The following is a 17,552-nucleotide window of genomic DNA, read 5'->3' on the forward strand; positions in this document are numbered from 1 at the left end:
ACCCGCACAAGGCATTGGGGTATTGCTCGCCTCGTGAGTTCTTAAACCGTCAAACAGAAACCTGATCCTGTCCGGTTTTTAAGGGGCAACTCCACCATGATTGAGAGCATCGTCTGACGTTCTTCTGTATGCTCCTTGAAGATGCGCAAACCTTCGGGAATATCAAATTCAATCTTATCGACGTACAGCGGGAGGCGGTTGTAGTTGATAACTTCCAGGTCAATTATAGCAAATGCCCGTCCCCGGCTTTCAGGCTGAAAGAGGCTAACGACTGGTGGTAGGTCGCCCATCACAGCGTCAGCCTGCCTTCTGCTTTGTTGAGAGGTGTACCAACTAAACCAAGCAGAAAGAACCGAAATGATAAAGGCACCCAAAGCCAACAAATCTTGCATAATTCGCCCCCCCCCAATTATTCGAAGCAAAAAATAGCAGGCCGAGGGATAAAGTAGAAACCCACGACCTGCGCTATACCGTCCTATTTTTAGTTCAACCAGGAAGGCTCATCGTCCATGGTGAACCCGCTGTTTCTCTGGCAAAGCTCAATGAACGCCTCATAGGCTTTATCCCGGAGACCCTCCAGGTGTTCCTCGTGCGCCTTATCGGTATCCCGTGCCATGCTCTCGGACCAATAGCCTACGGCCATCGCAAGCACGTCCAGGCGGTCATCCTTGGCCAGGGAGCCACGGTCGCGGGTGATACGGCTCATCTGGTACATGAGCTGCCTGATGGGTTCGGAGGTGCCCTTGTGGTCATGCTCGATGACCTTCTGGTCGAACACGAGGCGGTGCTGGTTCATCAGCGGTTCCAGAGTGTCACAGATGCGGCGCTCCTTTTGCTGATTATGCTTCACCTCTTCGATCTCGCAGGCGTGGATGCGGGTCACTACAGGCTTGAGGAGCTGGGTGAACATGCCGTCACCGAAGTTGGCTTCGACAATGATCTTGTTCGCCCCGTGCTGCTTCGACAGCAGCGCCAAGCCCTTGAGGGTAGCCTCGCCATAGCCATCCTTGAAACCGCCACTGGCGACCACGTATAGCCAGCCATTGAGGTGTTTGACGATGGCATAGGCCGTCTCGTCCTTGCCTCGGCCCGAGGGGTCGATAGCCATTACGCAGCCGGTATATTCAGCCATCTCCGGGGCCATCCACATGGGGCGGTGATAGGCATCGCCCTGGAGGCCGACCATAGGAATGTCGAGCCGCTTATCGGGGTCCGAGGACCACATGAGTTTGACCGGGGCCATCCTCGGGTCGAGCGTGGTGACCAAGAGATCGCGGAACTTGAGAGGATATCGGTCCTGGTCGGACAAGCTGGTATCGAGCATGAACTGGAGGGCGAAGCCAGAGCGGCCATAGGACGCCTCACGCTCCAGCAGGTCGAGGTCATGGAAGCGCTTGGGGTCAACTGGGGTTCCGGCTGGAGCGCCGTCCTGGATCATCCTCATGACGAAGGGAGCTAGGCGACCCTGGTATTTGTCCGGGTCCACCGGGATACGGGCTGGCCAGATGCGGATTTCATAGCCGCGCTCCGGGAGCCGGTTGTAGATCGACATTTCCGTCTGAGGGGTGCCGAGGTAGATCACGCGACCTCCTGGTTTCAGGACGGCATCGAACTCTTTGATGCGTTCCGCCAAGAGGTCGCGCATGGTCGAGGTCATGGCGTTGTTCAAGCTCTCAACGTCATCTGCAATGATCACGTCTGCACGGGAGCCGGTGAGCTGCCCGGTGATACCCACGGATTTGACCGAGGGAGACTGGGATGCCCCAGCCGGTCCAACGTCGAACGCGATGTTGCTGTCCCGCTGTCCCTTCCCTGGCTTGAGATGCTCAAGGATAGGCATCTCGGCAATGAGGCGCTTGGTGAAGGTGGAGAATGCGTCCGCTCGATCTTTGGCAGCGGAGACAACCATGATGTTGAGCTGGGGATTATTGAGGAGAAGCCAGCAGACGAACGCCGAGGTCACCCAGGATTTCCCCACGCCACGGAAGGCTTCGATTACGGAACGCTTCGGTCCCTTCTGGAGATACTGGGCAAGGTCGTATTGAACGTCTGTCGGCTGCGGAAGATTGAGATGCTTCCAGACGAGGAACAGGAAGTTCCGAAAGTCACGCAGCACCGGGTCAGCCGGGGTCAAACTGGTGCCCGAGCTAAGTTCTGATTTGGATGTCATTGGTGGCCTTGGGGCTTCCAAGGGCGCATAGAAAAGGCAGGCTCAGCGTTATGCCGAAACCTGCCTTAGCGAGCGAAAGGCCGCACTGATGCGCCTTTGGGGAGTTACGAAGAACGGGAGAACCAGCAGCGGTTGCTTGACGATGTTCTCATTTCGTTCCATCTATGCCGACATGGCAGGAAGCTTGAGAACCTTAGAAGAAGCAGCTCGGCACAACATGTTGATTGTTGTGGAGTGCAAACGCTGTGGTCGTGTTGGTAAGTTCCTTGCGCGGGATGTTGCCTCGCACAAGGGATGGAACACCAGCCCGTGGGCTTTGAAGTTCCGGTGTGAAGAGTGTGAGGGCCGGGAAATGAAGATCAGTCTTGAGTTCTTCGACCCCGACCCACGAGGGCCTCATATCATCTGGCGACCGGTCAAGGTCGAGCGCTAACAGGGAAGCGTGTTTGCGGCTTCCTCGTCATCTGCCTCGGTGAATGGGAGGGTATGACTGAGGCGCTCCAAGGGGTCGCCCTTCTTCGGAACGCTGTCGATGCCGTTGTCCTTGAGGAACTGGCGAACTACCGAAAGGTCCGAAGCAGTGGCTTGCCCGCCGTTAACCCGGTCGAGAAGCTCTTGGGCCAGGGCCTCGTGAAGGTTCTTCATGATTTCGCTGAGATTGGTCATCGCAGTATCCATGCTTTGATCTCCTCCGAGAACGTGCCGATAGCTGCGGCCACCAGCACCCAGCCCCACCGGATGGAGGACAGGATGCCGACTTGTTGCTCTCGTTGGTTTTCGAGTTGAGTGATGCGCGTGTCGTGATCGTCAATGCGCTTGTTGATGCCGCCCTGCTGGGAGAGCAAAGTATCCACCTTGCCCTCCAGCCGCCCGAACATCAGATAGAAGTTCTGAGTGTCGTCCATTGGTCCTGCTATTTGATCTGAGAGGCCCATCGCCAGAGGTCATTGAACTGCTCCATCGGAATACCCTGCATCGCCCTGAAGGTTTCCACTGCGGGGCTAAGTCGCTCGTAGCCGTTCAATGGCGGCTCGGTGAGTTCAATGCGGAGGATTTCAGCTTGCTCTTCATCCTCGATAGTACTGAGGGAAGACAGCACGGCATCTTTTCTCACGCCGATGCTGAGAGCAGCAAGCCATAGCTGCCTACCGGAAATGTTTGGGAGGCCCATGTCTACCGAAGGTTCATCACTGGGCATTTCCACAGGTGGTACATTGATAAGCTGGAACCCGTCTTTGATGGTCACAGCTTTACCCGCCGTTAAACCAGCAATAGCGTTCTGATACTGCTCCCACGAAATTTCGACGGCACCGACATGGTGATCGGTCGTAACACCGCCTTCGAATGCGTATGGCATTATTTAATCCTCATTACGTAATCGACACCAAAGTTGCGCGGGCGAGTTTCTTCATCACCTGCGTATTGGATCGAAATGCCCGTGGTCGATGCCCACGTATTACCGTATGAAAAGACGGCGGGCGGCTGATCGACTGACGTTGACCGGCCAGTAGAGGCCGTGCCGTTCTGGACACCACCGTGGGCGTGCCCTGGGTCGTTGACACCGTGGTTGTGCGACTGAACCGCGAAGTATTGATGAGCGCCACCATTACCCGGACGCAAGAATGCGCGGGACGTGTTGATCAATTGAACCTGCCTCCCGTTGAACGGAGAACCAGCCAAGCTGATCGTAGCGGAAGCACTGATAGCGGGCCAACTCCCCGAAACACCCTCCGAAGTGAGGACGCCATTATTGTAACCTCCTGCCCCGGTCTGTCCGGCAGTCAGGATGATGTAGCGGTAACGCGGGTTATTGTTGGGTGGCCACTGCGTTCCAGAGATTCCCATGCTTGCAGGGATAGGAACACCTAGCGGCTGTGTCGCCCACGGGTCATCAACGATTGCCGCTAGGGCGTCCAGTTGAGCCTTGGTCGCGACATCAGCCTTTGCAGGATATCGCGCATCGCCTTGAGACTTTGTGTAGTAGCTCGACGGGTCAAACAAGGCCGCGTCTTCCGCCGACTTCTTGGCGGCAGCAGCGGATGCAGCGGCAGCTTCTCGGTCAAGGCCAGTCTGCACCCTATCGGCACCCGTGGCGGAACGATCAAGCTGTGTCTGGTCCTTGCTTGCGAGGGCACTGGCTTCCGACTGAGCGGCGGCGGTGGCCGAACCAGCAGCGGCATTCTTGGATGCCTGCGCAGCAGCGGCCCGGCTGTCTGCATTGGCCGCAGAAGCTTCCGACTGCGCAGCCGAAGCCGCAGCATCAAGAGCCTTCTGCGTTGCTTGGACCAGTTGGGAGGACATGGCAGTCTCAGCCCAAAGCTTTGTCACGGCGTCTTGGGCACTGACTGGAGCGGCGAGACTGGTGATGCGGCGATTGAGCGCTGAAAACTGACCGTCCTCGGTGACGGCCATGGACGCCGCGCCTTGATCGAACGCTTCCTGAGCAAGAAAGAACGACTGGAGGGTCGAGGTGTTGAGGTCCGACTGGACCAGAGTGGAGCCATCGGTGAACGTCACGAGACGGTCCACCCTGGGCGTCACCCTTCGCACCTCCACAACGGAACCCGAGGGAGGAGCCGTGGTCGTCTGGAGGCGGTAGGTATCGATCCACGAGAACGGCACAAGGACGCCATCGACCCGCACCGTAACGTGCGCTTTCGAGAGATATTCACAAGGAACATCGAAGAGGCGGTTGCTGCCATCACCCGAGGAGTGGGCATATGAGAGAGGCATTGCATTCTCCAAAAACGAAGAAAGCCCCCGCCACAGCTAGGTGACGAGGGCCAGAAAGGTTTGATCGGGTGCAGTTATTTCTTCGGTGACCACTCCGGGAGCGGACTGATCATCGTTGAGAGGAGCTGCGAAATTCCATTGAGGTTCTGGAACGGAAGGATGCGGGCAAGGTTTCTGGCATCTGCCTGCGAGAACCGCTTGCCGTGCGCTTGCTGACCGAAGACGCTGAGAGCCTTGATGCCACTGGATGCCAAATCGGCCGATGGGTTTCCGAAGATTGCATCCGACCCCAGCTCGGTTGACCGGGCATCGAAGATCGGCTGACCACCCTCACGTAAGGGAGCGCCCAAGGTATCTACGATCATAGGCATAATGGTAGCCCAGGAGCCGTTCTGGACGCCCGCAGCCGCGATGCTTCCGAGAGATAGGCGCTTCTCCAGATAATCCTCCCGGTCACTGCGGCCCACTGAGTTGGCATAGGTCCGCATCATGTAACTCATGGAGGCAGCAAAGGAGGTCGTGATGAACGCCGTAGCTGTCGTGGCATCCCGGAAGTTGAACCCCTGGAGCGTCTGCTTGGTGTAAGCCGCCAGCACGAAGGAGCGGAACTGGAGGAACGTCCGAGCAAGAGGAGCTGACATCCACATGGCCATCTGGCCGATGTCGTTCTCTTGGATGATGGAGCGGCTCAGACGGAACGCGGCGAACTCGAAATTTGCCACGGCCTCCTGATCTGCCCACTTGGAGAAGTTCATCGACTTGAGCCGACCATCCTTGAACGTAGCGTGGTTGCGGATGTTGTCATAAATAGCCTCCACCCTGCGCTGATCGAGGTTAAGCGCGGCCAGTCGCCGGGGGTTCATCGTGGTTTTCCCTTGGGCCATCAGCGCGAACTTGTTCATGATCGCCCTGCCGGTCCATCGCTGGAGCGCGGTATTCACCGGAGCCATGCCGGACATTGCGGAGACCGCACGTTTCCCGGCTTGAAGTCCATCGTCTAACTTCTGGAGCATCGGGTTATTGAAGGCGTCCAGCGGGTTGTCGAAGATATCTTCCCTGCGGTGGGTCGAGTGGCGAACCCAGTCGGCACCAACACCCGTCATCTCCTCCCATTCGCGGGCCAGGGCATCATCCAGCATCCCGGTCTTGGCGTTTCGCCACATTGCCCGGAACGAAGGGACGTTCGTGAATGAGGCTTTTAGGCCGAGCTGGGAAACCGTGTTCATGGTCTCCGACAACTGAGCAAAGCCCACCTGCCCCATCACGCGGACGAAGTTGTAATCACGGGCCATCCGAAGGAACTGGCTCCATCTGGACCCCTCGTTCCACGTAGGCTTCCCGACGATGGTGTTATAGACCCAGTTGAGGCGCTCGATGTCCTCCTTGGTGGTAGCCTGGATGCCCTTCTGATCGCCCACATCACGCACCTTGTCCATCAGGGTTTGCCATTCGCCATCCGAGGTGATGCCCTTGACGAAGTGTTCATCGGACATGTCACCGGCCTGCCACTTCGGGTTCCTGATCTCCATGCGAGCCATGGCGATACGCCCCGACATTTGCCGAGAGTAGGACCGCATGAGCGTGTCAGCATCGTTGACGAACAGGTCCGAGATGCGGACGAACTGTGCCCCCGGCTGGCCGTTGGAATATGGGAGCATGAGGCCGAAGTTCTCATCATAGAACATCCGGCTTTTCCCGTGGCGGCTGGCACCATCCTTCTTCCCCGGCTTCATGTGACTGACAACCGCGTCGATGTCGGCCTCAGAGAGATCGGTGTCCCGAGTGAGGTTTGCCTTGAGAGCATCAAGGTCTTCCCCGGAGAACACACGGGACATCCCCTGTAACTCGCCAGCGGAAAGCGAGTGGAGTTTCCTGATGTAATTCGAGGCAAACTTGTTGGCCAGCTCTTCGCTGATCTCGTCATTGACCTCACGCATGGCACGGGCAACCAAGCCCGAGAGGGTCTTATGGCCGAACTTGGTGAGGTGTTCCTGAATAGAGCCGAGGTCGAAGATGCGGGGGACATAGAAGTCGTTCCGCGTCATCCCCTCGAAACCCCGAACGGGACGCAAGGTGCGACCATCGATAAGGCCGGGGTTCGCTGCGGTCTCCGCATAGGTGCCCAAGATATCCCTGAGGATGGAGCCTTGGGCTTTCACGGCTGGGTCATATTCCACCATGAGATCGCGATCTCGGACGAACGCGGTAACCTGCCGATGAAACTCGTCGCGGCTGACTTCCGGGTTTCGCTCTTTGAACTGCTTCCAGTTGGCTTGATTGGTAGCTGCCCAGCGGGCCTCGGCGCGTTGATGGAGGAGTGCTTGGACCTCAGATGCGCCGATAGGAGTGAGGCCGGTTTTATTTCGCGCACCGTCCTCAACGATCACGTTACCGATCATAGAGGTGAGATCGTTGTCGGAACTCTTTAGCGAATAGGCGCTGTCATATCTCGCACCACCAGCATGGAAGACATCCGGCCTCTCGGCATCGCGGACGATATCCGCAGTGTCCATCCTGAGGGGTTCCCTCGGGTTCACCTGCATCGCACCCGTGGTTGACCCACCGGGCGGTGACAAGGCTGTCCCATTCTGCATGTTCCTGCCAATCTGCTGGAGCTGCTGGGCCTCCTCACGGGTTGCCGGGTTTCTCGCAAGGGTGCCGAACGCGCCGCCGAGGAGCATACCGGTGCCAATGCCCCACCATAGATCAGCACTCTCGGCGGTGGGTTTGTTCGCGTAGATAATGCCTTCGGAAACCGCAGCGCCTGCACCACCTTCGGCACCAGCCAACGCAATCTGACCCATCCGACCAAACCGAGCCGCCATAGCAGCAGGTGCGCCGGTTCCCATGGATAAAGCCGAGATGCCCGCGCCCGCAGCCCAAGCCAAGGGGTCCGTCACGCCTGCCGCGATCTTCAAACCGACACCGCCCCATCCCATAGATGCAAGACGCTGCTCGGCTTCCATGTTCTTGATGATAGTGTTTCGCATCAGCTCCGCATGGGGAAGTGATTGCGCATCTGCGAAACGGTCCCAGTATTGCTCCGGGACGCCTTTGGTGAGTTCCTCGGTGAGCTTCTTGTCGAGCCGGAAGTTCGGGTCGGGCGCTGCTTCGGGTCGGTCTTGAAAGAGCGCAACAACCGAGGACTGGGAGCTGACGGCATCCTTCACGCCCTGCCACAGCGATACGTCCGGTATAGCATCCTCACGGGCCTGAGCCACTTCCCTGTCTTCCTGCATGGTTGTCGGAAGCATTGGCCGAGTAGCGTCCATGACTGACACGGTGTTCTCAGGCTGGCCTAGGGTGTAGTTGGATTGCGGCTGGTCGGGACCTGGGTTTGAGAAGGTGAGCCGAGTGGGTTCCCGATTGGTGGATGATGGAGCGCGGTTGTAAGCATCACGGAGCCACTGTGCAGCATTATCACCGCTGCCATCAGCGCCCCACACTCCAGGGTTCCCGAAGCCGATATGCATAGAACCGGGCTGCATATAGCCCTGCCCTGCGCCGAAGCCAGTGACGCCAGCACCACGGGCGCGTTGGACGATCTCTTGGAAAACCGGAACGTCCGCAGGGTTAGACCAGTCGAGCTTCCTGCCGTTTTGGTAGAAGAAGACATCCGCCGCGCCGCCGTGGTCGTGACGAACGGAACCCGTGCGTTGACCTTTACCAGCCTTAGCCTCTTCCTTGGTTACTTGCCCGCCACTGAAAACTTCCATTTCGACACCCATGTCCTCAAGGAACCCAAGGGCGCTGACGAGATCGCCACTGATCGGAAGGTTACGCTTTGCGCCACGGTTGGCGTACCGCAGCCACGAAGGCGCGCTATTGCTGTTTGACATAGGTGGTCCTTAGAAATGGAAAGGGCCACCCGAAGGTGACCCGTGTTATGGGAGGAAGTGTTTCTCGATATCGACCCGCTCCTTGGACAAGGCTCGGTTTTCTTGCGTCGTATCCTGAGCATCAATCACGCCCTGGATGACATCAGCACGCCGCTTCTGATCAAGATCGTAGAGCGAACGAAGGCTGATGTTTCCGCGAGCTGGGTTCTCGACCGGGTATTGACCGAGCTGATGGACGATCATCCAGCCCTGCCCATTGGTCGCGGGGCGAAGCGTTAGGTCACTGACATCAACGCCTTCCTTGTCTCCGAAGTCCTTCACATACTGTTCGATTGCGAACGACGCGAGTTGCCCGAAGTTGGGCGGGATATCGCGGCCTGCGGTGTAGACGAAGTTTCCATTGACCTCAGTGTGGGTCGCCTCGAAACGCTTCTTGGCTTCATCAAGCGCTGCATCGGTTCCCATCCCGTTCTGAGCATAGAACTTTCCGAGGCGTCCGATTTCGTTTGCAACGTAGCCTTGGTTTCTCGGAGCAGATGAGAACCAGCCGGCGATGCCTCCGAAGGTGATGTCCTTCACACGTTCATCAATTGCATCAAAGCGCTGCTGGGTTCCCGCCCCCTGGAACTTCGACGGGTCCGAGGTCTGCATCATCGCGGTCTGCATTGCCTGCGTCGGGTTCATCTTCCCGTATTGAGTGGCGATGCGATAAGCCTCGTAGAAATCCCGGTCGGAACTGTCCTTTATGTGTGTCTCAAGAAGCTTCGGGTTGGCCGAGTGTAGCTTCATGTAGAGATCAACACTATCCTGGAGAGCGGGCGGTGGTTCGCCACCGGAGAGCGTGAATTGCGTTGCGGCCTTAGGACCGGCACCCAGGACATGCTCCCATTTCGGGTTCGTGAGATTCCCGACTGAGAAGCTCTCAACCTGCATCCCGAAAGCCTGCTCGGGGGTAGCTTTGCCCTTCCCTACGAGCCACTCCGTCTGATCGACCAAGCGCTTAGCCACTGCCTTCTTCTGGTCATCCACGGAGATCGTTCGGGTTTCCCCTGTCTTCGTGGGGACGGTTGCTTCTTCGATATACGGCAGCATGCCCCGCGTGGTTGCTTCGAGGTTCCGGGAGACTAGATCTTCCTCGGCTTGATCAGCGGCCTTTTGCAGAGCGATCTTCTGTTCTGCCTTGGCCAGCTCCTTGGACTGCTGCTCGTTGAAGGTGTCGTTCTGATTGATCAGAGAGAGAACTTGAGCCTCTGAGAAAGCCCCAGGGTTCGCCCGGTGCCAAGCCACAAGATCATCTCGTTTTAGCTGGCCCTGTCTGGCTTGGTCCCAAAAGTCCATTCGGACATCACGGGTGGCTTCCTCGTTCTGCTCGAAGTTTTGTCGCTTGGCACCGTTCTGAATACGGACGGCATCCGCCTGAAATTCCCGGTTGGCTGACAAGGGACCGAGAACGGTGCCATCAGTTCCCTTGCGTTCGGAGTTGAGGATGGCGTTGACCATCGCCATGTCGCCCTTGGCCGCGAAAGCTTCGGCCAGACGGACCATCTCCCTGTCTTGCTCTTTGAAGTCCACATGGAGCAGAGATCGGTTACCCTCGTATTTCCCCCGTAGGGTGTTGACGATTTCCTGAGGGGTTTTACCGGCTTCCCGTAGTGCAGTGGCTTCGCCATGGAAGGTGTCATAGACGCCGCTTACGGTGTCCTGCTTTACCTGCTCGGTCTTGTATTGAGCCTGAGCGGTCTTTGCCCTGGCACCGAAGCCGTCCATGACCTTGGTATACGCCCCGGTAAAATGAGGGTCGTTCCCATATTGCTCCAAATCTTCCGAGGTCCGGCCACGGATGAGACCATCGACATCACCGGAGTTCTTGTCGAAGTTGGTCTCGTATTCCGTGGAAAGCTCATTGACGCGCTCATAGGCCAGCCGCTCACCGTACTGCTTCATGAAAGCAGCCTTGAACCACGGGTTATCCATTTCGCTCATCTTGCCGCTATTCACAGCATCACGGGCCTCTTGGAAGCTCATACCGCCAATGCGCCGCATAGCGCGGTCCTCGGCGTCCTTCTGTGCCTTGGCGGCGGTATTATCGAGATAGTTGGTGAGCGCTGGGCTGATCTGAGCGAGCGCACCGGCAAGCTGCTGGAGGCCATTGGGTCCAGATGGTGCAGCCTGCGGGCGGCTGTAGGTATCCACCGGGCGAGCCTGCGGCTGCAAGGCTACATCCCCGATGGGGTTTCTCACCTGGACACGTCCACGGTTCGAACCACCCACGGAAGGGCGGTCATCTTGTCGGGTCAATCCCGGTAGGTTTGCCATGGTTACCCCTTGGGCTTGTTGTATTTGTCGTAGCTATTCAGGCCGATGCCACCGATCTTGAGCGCAGCCGCAAACGGGCTGGGGCCGGTTGCCCACGGCATGGAGTTGATGCGGTCCTGGGCTTTCGCCTTAAGGCCGTCCATCTCCCGCGTGAGGTTTGAGGTGGTGAAGCCGCTATTCTGGCTGATGCGGTCCTTGGCGGTCGCCTCTTTGCCGTAAACGTCCGCGAGGAGAGCATCGACCGAGAGACCGGATACACCGGCTTCCCCGGCTGCGGCCATGGTGGTGGCACGGGCTGCTCGGGCTTCGCGGGAAATGTCCTGCTTCTGAACGGCGGCAGCATCTTCTTCCTGGATTTGCCGCGTCTGAACGTCAGCATATTCCCGGACAAGGTTTGCGTTTGCTGCTTTCTGGTTCTCGCGGACCATATCGTTCTGCGCCTTGGCTTGCTGTTTGGCACCAATAAATTCCATGCCGGTCTGCACAGCACCAATCGCGAACGAGCTGACCATCATTGTAATGGGGTCGCACATTGGTCGTTCCTAATTCTGACCACCTCGAAGAACGGATGGTCTCCTGGGCCGAGGCCCTTGACGATGTTGATGAAGCTGAAACCACACCAGCGGAGCCACCTGTGATGGAGGACATTCCGGCAATCGGTATAGTTCATGAGGAGCTGATACTTGTCTTGGAAGAGATCAACGAACGGCTTAGTTTTCCTTAGGAAGTCCGTCCGGTGTTTATGGATGTCATCGCTCGCCAAAAGCCAAATGCACCCCACCATTGGCGAGGCAGGGTGCGGAGCTGTGCCGAACATCACGACCGGCCTGCCATCCTCATCAATCCCGGTGAAACACCCATCGGGAGACTGGAGGCCGTCCATCAGGCTCTCTTCCATAGTCACGCCCCCAGCGGCCAAGACTTCCTCGACATCCTCCTTGCGGAGCCGAGGGGCCAGATAGGCAACGTCCTCGGCGGTCGAAGGTCGGGCTGTGAGCATCTTAGGTTCTCCTTGAGCGGATGATGAAAGTGGCCTCCCATTCCGCAGAGAGAAGCGCGCAAGGAAGCGGGGTGTCGTTAACGATCTCGATCTTGATGTCCTCGTTCCGGCCCGAGATCGGGAAGCGAAAGCGGCCTTGCTCGATAGATGGAGCGCCGAGGATGTTGTGGCCTGAGCCGATAACCCGGCCAGAGAAGATCGATCGGAAGGTATCTCGGCGGAACGGCGTGACCTCCGCTCGGAAGTAACCAGTGTCGTTGAACGTTACGATCATGCGCCGAAGCTGCATGCGTCCTGCGCCCACGGTCATCTGCCCACCGCCTAGCGCCTCTTCCTTGATGACCAGCTTTGAGAAGGTGTATCTAAACTCGAAGACCCTTCCGACCAGGAACTTGGTCACCTTCCCCTTCACAACAAAACGCTGATCAGCCCAGGTGAATGGGACAATTTGACCGCGACGATACGGGCCTTCATCCATGCCGATAATCTGGAAAGTCGATGGCGCATCAACGGTGTACGGAAGGGAAATCCTGGTGGTGTCTGAGGCGGCATCGTAGGTTACCGCGCACTGACTGGAGTTTACCCGCTGGTCGAGAGCGAACATGAAGGGTACCCCCTCATCGAACCGCCCCGCCTCCAGACTGATCACCTCAAAGGAAACCTGCCCATTCCTCTCGACAAGCATCCAAAGGTCGCTCTCGATGAAATCGACATAAAGGATTTTGGAGCCGGGGCTTAATGTCCACTTCGACCACGAGGATTGAAGCTTCTCCAGCTCCTGCCAGTAGTATTTATAGACATAGAGGGCGTTCGGCTCTTCCGGCGTGAGCGCCACGAGGACATCTTCGTTTGAGCTTGCGGCCAACTTCGTGACACCCCCAGGGATGTACTTGGGAACATGCGCGGTGATGTCTGCCGCGTCATTGGTCTTCGTCTCGCCGTCCACGTAGTATTCCCGAATGCCCGAGAACGCGCCTTTGTTCATGGCAAAATAAACGTTTCGACCAGCACCCACCGGCTTCGCCAGGAGCGACGCTTGGAACTCGGTTGTCTGGTTGATCGAGATCGTGAACGGGGTGAGCATGTCGCTGGCCCCAAGCATGAACTGTGTTTGGTCCGAGAAGAGCAGAAGCGTCTCATTGAACGGGATAGCATGCCGGATGATGGACACCTTCGAGTGGCTCACGGCCACGTCAATGGTATCTGTATCGAGAAGCTGAGTTGCCGAAGAGCGCCAGAAACAGAAGAACTCGCCCGACCGGGAGAAGACAACGTTTTCATCCGCGACAATGCCGAGGCGGTTTCGATGGAAGAATAGGTCGTTGATCTGCTTCCCGACGAATGAGGGCGGCGGAATGTTTTCGGCGTCACCTACCTTACGGGCATCCCATGGAATTTGTTCGAATGAGAATGTGCCATTGGACAATCGCTTCAATGCAAACGGGAGCGTCCCACCGTTGAGACGATACTGCTGCCCGCCACGATAGCTTTCTTTCCAAACTCCGGTCGCGTTGCCGCCCGTTGGGTTGTCATACTCGACCCAGTAATTGTCGAAGCTAGACGAGCTATCCCCACGGATTTCCACCCGGAACCCATGAACGGCACGGGCGGGAAGATCGGTGAAGCGCTGGACGAAATCCTTGCATACCTTGATGCCCTGGTCGCCAAGACCGTCTTTAGTCTGGACATAAAAATCGGCACCGTCTCGCCGCACAACATGGATGGTCGAGCCATGCAGAGACAAAGCGTATTGTGATACGAAGCCCGCATCGTTGTTGAGCTGGTTTACGAGGTTCTGCGCGATGAAGTCTGTAGCGACTTGGTTTGACTGTGTGGCTGAGCTGCCGTCTGGCGTCTTGAACTCACGGTAATAACCGCCAATGTCGAGGCCATAGGTGAGGCCATATGCGCCTTGACGAACCCATACCATCGCTTCCTTCTGGCGCGTAGGTGTGAGCGTCCCCTCCATCTGGACCGTGATGGCGCGATTGAGGATGAACGTATAGTCGGCCACGGTGACCGCCACGAAGTTGGCATCAGGCGCGCTAGATGCAAGGTAGCCTTTGCCGTTGGGAAACGCCACGGAGACCTCGGAGCCGTCCATGCGGAAAACCCGGAGGTTACCGTTGGTTACCACCACCACATACCGCTCAGTAGCATCGCGGTTGATCATGTGTATATAAGCGCGGCCCAGTGATGTATTGCTGATCTTAGCAATGAAGCGCGCAGGTGGCCGCTTCTTCAAACCCTCGACCACAGAACTGTAACCGTTGATTTGGGCCTCCGCTTGGGATGACAAGCGAAGAGAGTATGGCTGCTGAGAAACCCCATTGATGAGGTTTGGGATGGTCGTGCTGATCAATGTCATCGGCTGGTGACCTCACCGATGAATGCATTGTCGAGGATGTTGTAATCAGCGGTCTCGCCTTCGGCTTCCTCCAGCGCGAACAAAGCCATCTGCTCATCGCGTAAGGTGAAGTTCGAGAGGAGTTCGGAACCGATCTGTCCCTCATTGAAGCGCCGTGCAGCCTTGACGGTGATGTACGTTCTGGCAGCTTCGGGAAGTTCTTCGAAAGGTAAGAGGAACACGATGTCCACCTTCACCGACCGACCGATTTGGAAGGTGTGGTTCTTCCGGTCGTAAAGCCGCTGGCCACGGTGGACGAGATCGAGATCACCATCGGCACCCGAGGTGTCCACCTTGAGGGTGTTCTTGGGAAGCCGAAGCTCGCCCTCGGGGTACGTCGCAGCAATCGGGTAGTTCTCTTCGGTGTTCCAATGCCAGCCCTTGAGTTGGACTGCTCGGTTCACCGCAGATAGCGCCTGGAGCGCCATCACAGCGTCAATGACGCCATTGTCCTCCACACTGTTCACCGGGGGTTCGCCAATGGTAGCGATGATCTGGTTCACAGCTTCGAGGACCGTGGTGGGGGTTTCTGCCAGCATGGCGGGCCTCCGGTCAAATGATGAAAAAAAGGGGAGCAAGCCGAAGCTCACTCCCCTAGTCGATTGTGGTTTCCTACCCGAAGGTGGATGATATTAGGCCGAAGCAGCGGCTCGGACTTCGATTGCAGCCTGGGGACGCAGGATGCCGTGGCCGACTGCGTACTTGGAGATCACGAAGTGAGCCTGACGGCGCGGGTCGTAACCAGCGTCGAGACCGAGATCGAGCAGCTTCACCGTGCCAACGGCCTGCTTCTGCATGACCAGCATCGCGGTCTTCGAGAAGTCACCGGCATAGCGAGCAGAAGTACCGGCTTCGACGCCTTCCGTGATATTGGCGCTCGGGAGGTTGTTGGTCTTCACGATCTCGATACCGGCAACACGGTAGACCTTGCCGTCCGAGTAAGCACCAGCGCCACCGAAGTCGCGGTTGATGGTCTTCTCGGCCTGTACCAGCTTGTAATACTGGGCCGGACGGACGAAGGCGTAACGGTCCTCTTCGGGAACGTCCTTCTCATCGAACTTCTGCGCAGCAGCAAAGAGAGCTGCGGCAAGATGGTCGCCATTGCCGAGGAAGTCAGCCGAGTTCGGCATACCGCTCTCGTTCTGGAAGACGACCGAGCCGCCCGGAAGGCCGGAGACAGCATTGGCCGCACGGGCTGCGAGGACGCCGACCTGGAGGACGTGCTTGTCCATGACCTGGGCGAGCTTGCGTCCCTGCTCGGTCGTGACGATGGAACGCATGTCGTAGTGGTTCTTGGCTTCATCGATATTCGCGAAGTAAGCATCCGAGACCAGGAGGTCATCGATATGGATGAGGACTTCGTTCTGGTTCACCTTCTGGCCCACCAGCTCCTTGCCCGGAGTATGGTAGTAGGCGTCGATGAGGCCGGTCGCCGGGAACGCCGCAGACTTGCCCGAAGAGATCGAGCGGGTCATGTGGCGATCAGTCATAACCGTTGCCTTTTCGAAGGCCGTCAGAACTTCACCGGCATAAATCTTTGCGAAGGTTGCATCGACTTCACCAGCGCCGTTGATCTGGCCAAGGCGGGTTACATTTGCATCAGTCATATTTGGATTTCCTGTGATGAGTTTGGAAGTTGATCAGGCTTTCCAGCGAACTCGTCACAAGCAGAACCAAGGTTATCCTCCGCAGAGGGCAATGGGTCGGCATGTGTTGTTTTCGGGATTTACCTTTGCGTCACCGCGCATTGCTTTGGCGCAGCGTGACTAGACTTCATCATCAGGAATAAGGTGCCCCGCCCGCCGAAGCGGGAGGAGCAAGATCATAGTTATTTCAGGGACTTCATCGCCTGATCAGCAGCGGCCCGATTTGCCTGGACCTTGGTGTTCGGGACGATATTGGCCACGAAGACGAGAACCTTGTGGAGTGCGACCAGAGCCTTATTGTCCACCGGGGTGGGTGTAAGGTTCACGATCTGCACGGCCACGACTTCTACGGCGAAGGCGATTGCAAGGAGTGTCTCCCAGTTGGACAGGAGCCACGCCCAAACGGTCGTGAGGATTTCCATTGATTTTCCTTGGTTGGATTAGAAGACGTTCGATCTTCCAATTTTGGCCTGGACCTCGGCGCGGTAGGCCGGGTCTTTGGCATAGCGTGGGTCGGACATGGCCGAGGTAATCTCAGCGGTGGACCGGAATGCATCGACATCAGTGTTTCCGTTACCGCCATTGAGGAGGTTAGGTTCATCACCCACCGCCGATTTGTAGCGCGCCTGGAGGCCACTGATGGCAAGCTTGATGCTGCCGAGGTCGCCACCATCCATCACCTTGTTGAACGCGGAGACTTCGGCTTTCGACATGTTGGCTGCGGCCCAGTTGACCATCTGGCCATAAGCTTCGGCACCACCGAACTCGGCCTGAACGCTCTCGACCATCTGCGCAGCCTGGGCTTCCTGGCCAGCGACATAGGCGTCTACGATTTCCTTGGGAACACCGGCCTTGGCGAGTGCATCATAGGTCGCCTGGGACAGCTCGCCGTTTGCCGCATACTCAGCAGAGAACGCATTGAAATCGAGGCCGAGAGCTTCGACCTGGGCCAGGGCGTCCTCGGCGTTCGCCGGGACTTCCGGGGTCGTTGTGGTCTGGCCCTGCTTCTTCTCCAGCTCGGAGTAAGCCTTGGCCATGTCTTCCCAAGAAGCGAACTTCTCCGGGAGGCCAGCCGGTCGCTCGACCTTCGGCGTTGTCGGTTGCTCATGCTGGCCGGACTTGGCCTGAGCTGCATCGAACTTCTCGGCCATCGCTTGGTCGTGTCCGTTCGGGGCGTCTACCGGACTTGCATTTGAGGTTGTTTCAGTCGTCATCAGTTGTCCACGATGGTAAAGCCGAGCGACCAATGGGCGGTCGATTGCGGCTGAGTTGCGGGTTCCGGGGATACCTCGGGGGTCTTCTTGGGTTTCTTGGAGCTGGCGGCGGGCTTCGGCTTCGCAGGCTCGGGGGCCACCTCAGGGGTGACCTCCGGGGGAACTGCGGGCACAACCTCGGGCATCTCCGGTGTCACCGGCTGGGTGACTTCGGGGGTTTCCATGGG

16 protein-coding genes are annotated in these 17,552 nt (G+C 57.7%); all 16 read right to left on the reverse strand.

Annotation, left to right across the window (positions count from 1 at the left end; all coding sequences use genetic code 11):
- Positions 1-41: 41 nt before the first annotated feature.
- The gene (locus tag FHW77_RS14435) at positions 42-392 is read right to left on the reverse strand and encodes a hypothetical protein (RefSeq protein ID WP_182590576.1); all 351 of its coding nucleotides are present in this window, start codon (positions 390-392) and stop codon (positions 42-44) included.
- A gap of 89 nt (positions 393-481) precedes the next feature.
- The gene (gene terL / locus FHW77_RS14440; RefSeq protein WP_182590577.1) at positions 482-2,170 is read right to left on the reverse strand and encodes a phage terminase large subunit; all 1,689 of its coding nucleotides are present in this window, start codon (positions 2,168-2,170) and stop codon (positions 482-484) included.
- Positions 2,171-2,599: 429 nt separating this feature from the next.
- Positions 2,600-2,848: a DNA packaging protein gene (locus FHW77_RS14445; protein WP_210246908.1), complete on the reverse strand. Its 249-nt coding sequence runs from the start codon at positions 2,846-2,848 to the stop codon at positions 2,600-2,602.
- The gene (locus tag FHW77_RS14450; RefSeq protein ID WP_113090355.1) at positions 2,833-3,075 is read right to left on the reverse strand and encodes a hypothetical protein; all 243 of its coding nucleotides are present in this window, start codon (positions 3,073-3,075) and stop codon (positions 2,833-2,835) included. The genes FHW77_RS14445 and FHW77_RS14450 overlap by 16 nt, the downstream gene beginning before the upstream one ends.
- An 8-nt stretch (positions 3,076-3,083) precedes the next feature.
- On the reverse strand, positions 3,084-3,527 hold the full coding sequence (locus FHW77_RS14455) for a hypothetical protein (protein WP_182590578.1): 444 nt from the start codon (positions 3,525-3,527) through the stop codon (positions 3,084-3,086).
- Positions 3,527-4,903, reverse strand: coding sequence for a phage tail fiber domain-containing protein (locus FHW77_RS14460; protein WP_182590579.1), 1,377 nt, complete (start codon positions 4,901-4,903; stop codon positions 3,527-3,529). Before FHW77_RS14460 ends, FHW77_RS14455 begins: the two co-directional genes overlap by 1 nt.
- Before the next feature lie 74 nt (positions 4,904-4,977).
- Positions 4,978-8,742 (reverse strand): hypothetical protein, encoded by a 3,765-nt coding sequence (locus FHW77_RS14465; protein WP_182590580.1) that lies wholly within the window; start codon positions 8,740-8,742, stop codon positions 4,978-4,980.
- A 45-nt stretch (positions 8,743-8,787) separates the two neighbouring features.
- Positions 8,788-10,956 carry a hypothetical protein gene (locus FHW77_RS14470; protein ID WP_182590581.1) on the reverse strand — a complete coding sequence of 723 codons (2,169 nt, stop codon included), beginning with the start codon at positions 10,954-10,956 and terminating at the stop codon, positions 8,788-8,790.
- A gap of 104 nt (positions 10,957-11,060) precedes the next feature.
- Entirely contained in the window at positions 11,061-11,591 is a 531-nt protein-coding gene (locus FHW77_RS14475) for a virion core protein, T7 gp14 family (RefSeq protein ID WP_149741525.1), read from the reverse strand.
- Positions 11,570-12,058, reverse strand: a complete 489-nt coding sequence (locus FHW77_RS14480) for a DUF2833 domain-containing protein (RefSeq protein ID WP_182590582.1) — start codon at positions 12,056-12,058, stop codon at positions 11,570-11,572. Before FHW77_RS14480 ends, FHW77_RS14475 begins: the two co-directional genes overlap by 22 nt.
- Before the next feature lies 1 nt (position 12,059).
- Entirely contained in the window at positions 12,060-14,426 is a 2,367-nt protein-coding gene (locus tag FHW77_RS14485) for a phage nozzle protein (protein WP_182590583.1), read from the reverse strand.
- The gene (locus FHW77_RS14490; protein ID WP_149741528.1) at positions 14,423-15,004 is read right to left on the reverse strand and encodes a phage tail tubular protein A; all 582 of its coding nucleotides are present in this window, start codon (positions 15,002-15,004) and stop codon (positions 14,423-14,425) included. The genes FHW77_RS14485 and FHW77_RS14490 overlap by 4 nt, the downstream gene beginning before the upstream one ends.
- Positions 15,005-15,097: 93 nt before the next feature.
- Positions 15,098-16,072: a phage capsid protein gene (locus tag FHW77_RS14495; RefSeq protein ID WP_113090362.1), complete on the reverse strand. Its 975-nt coding sequence runs from the start codon at positions 16,070-16,072 to the stop codon at positions 15,098-15,100.
- A gap of 221 nt (positions 16,073-16,293) precedes the next feature.
- Positions 16,294-16,533 carry a hypothetical protein gene (locus tag FHW77_RS14500; protein WP_113090363.1) on the reverse strand — a complete coding sequence of 80 codons (240 nt, stop codon included), beginning with the start codon at positions 16,531-16,533 and terminating at the stop codon, positions 16,294-16,296.
- Positions 16,534-16,551: 18 nt separating this feature from the next.
- A complete protein-coding gene (locus FHW77_RS14505) occupies positions 16,552-17,325 on the reverse strand; it encodes a capsid assembly protein (protein ID WP_182590584.1) in 774 nt (257 codons plus the stop codon).
- A complete protein-coding gene (locus FHW77_RS14510) occupies positions 17,325-17,549 on the reverse strand; it encodes a hypothetical protein (RefSeq protein ID WP_182590585.1) in 225 nt (74 codons plus the stop codon). Before FHW77_RS14510 ends, FHW77_RS14505 begins: the two co-directional genes overlap by 1 nt.
- Between the last annotated feature and the right edge of the window lie 3 nt (positions 17,550-17,552).

The organism is Agrobacterium sp. RC10-4-1 (assembly GCF_014138475.1).
GTDB lineage: Bacteria > Pseudomonadota > Alphaproteobacteria > Rhizobiales > Rhizobiaceae > Agrobacterium > Agrobacterium pusense.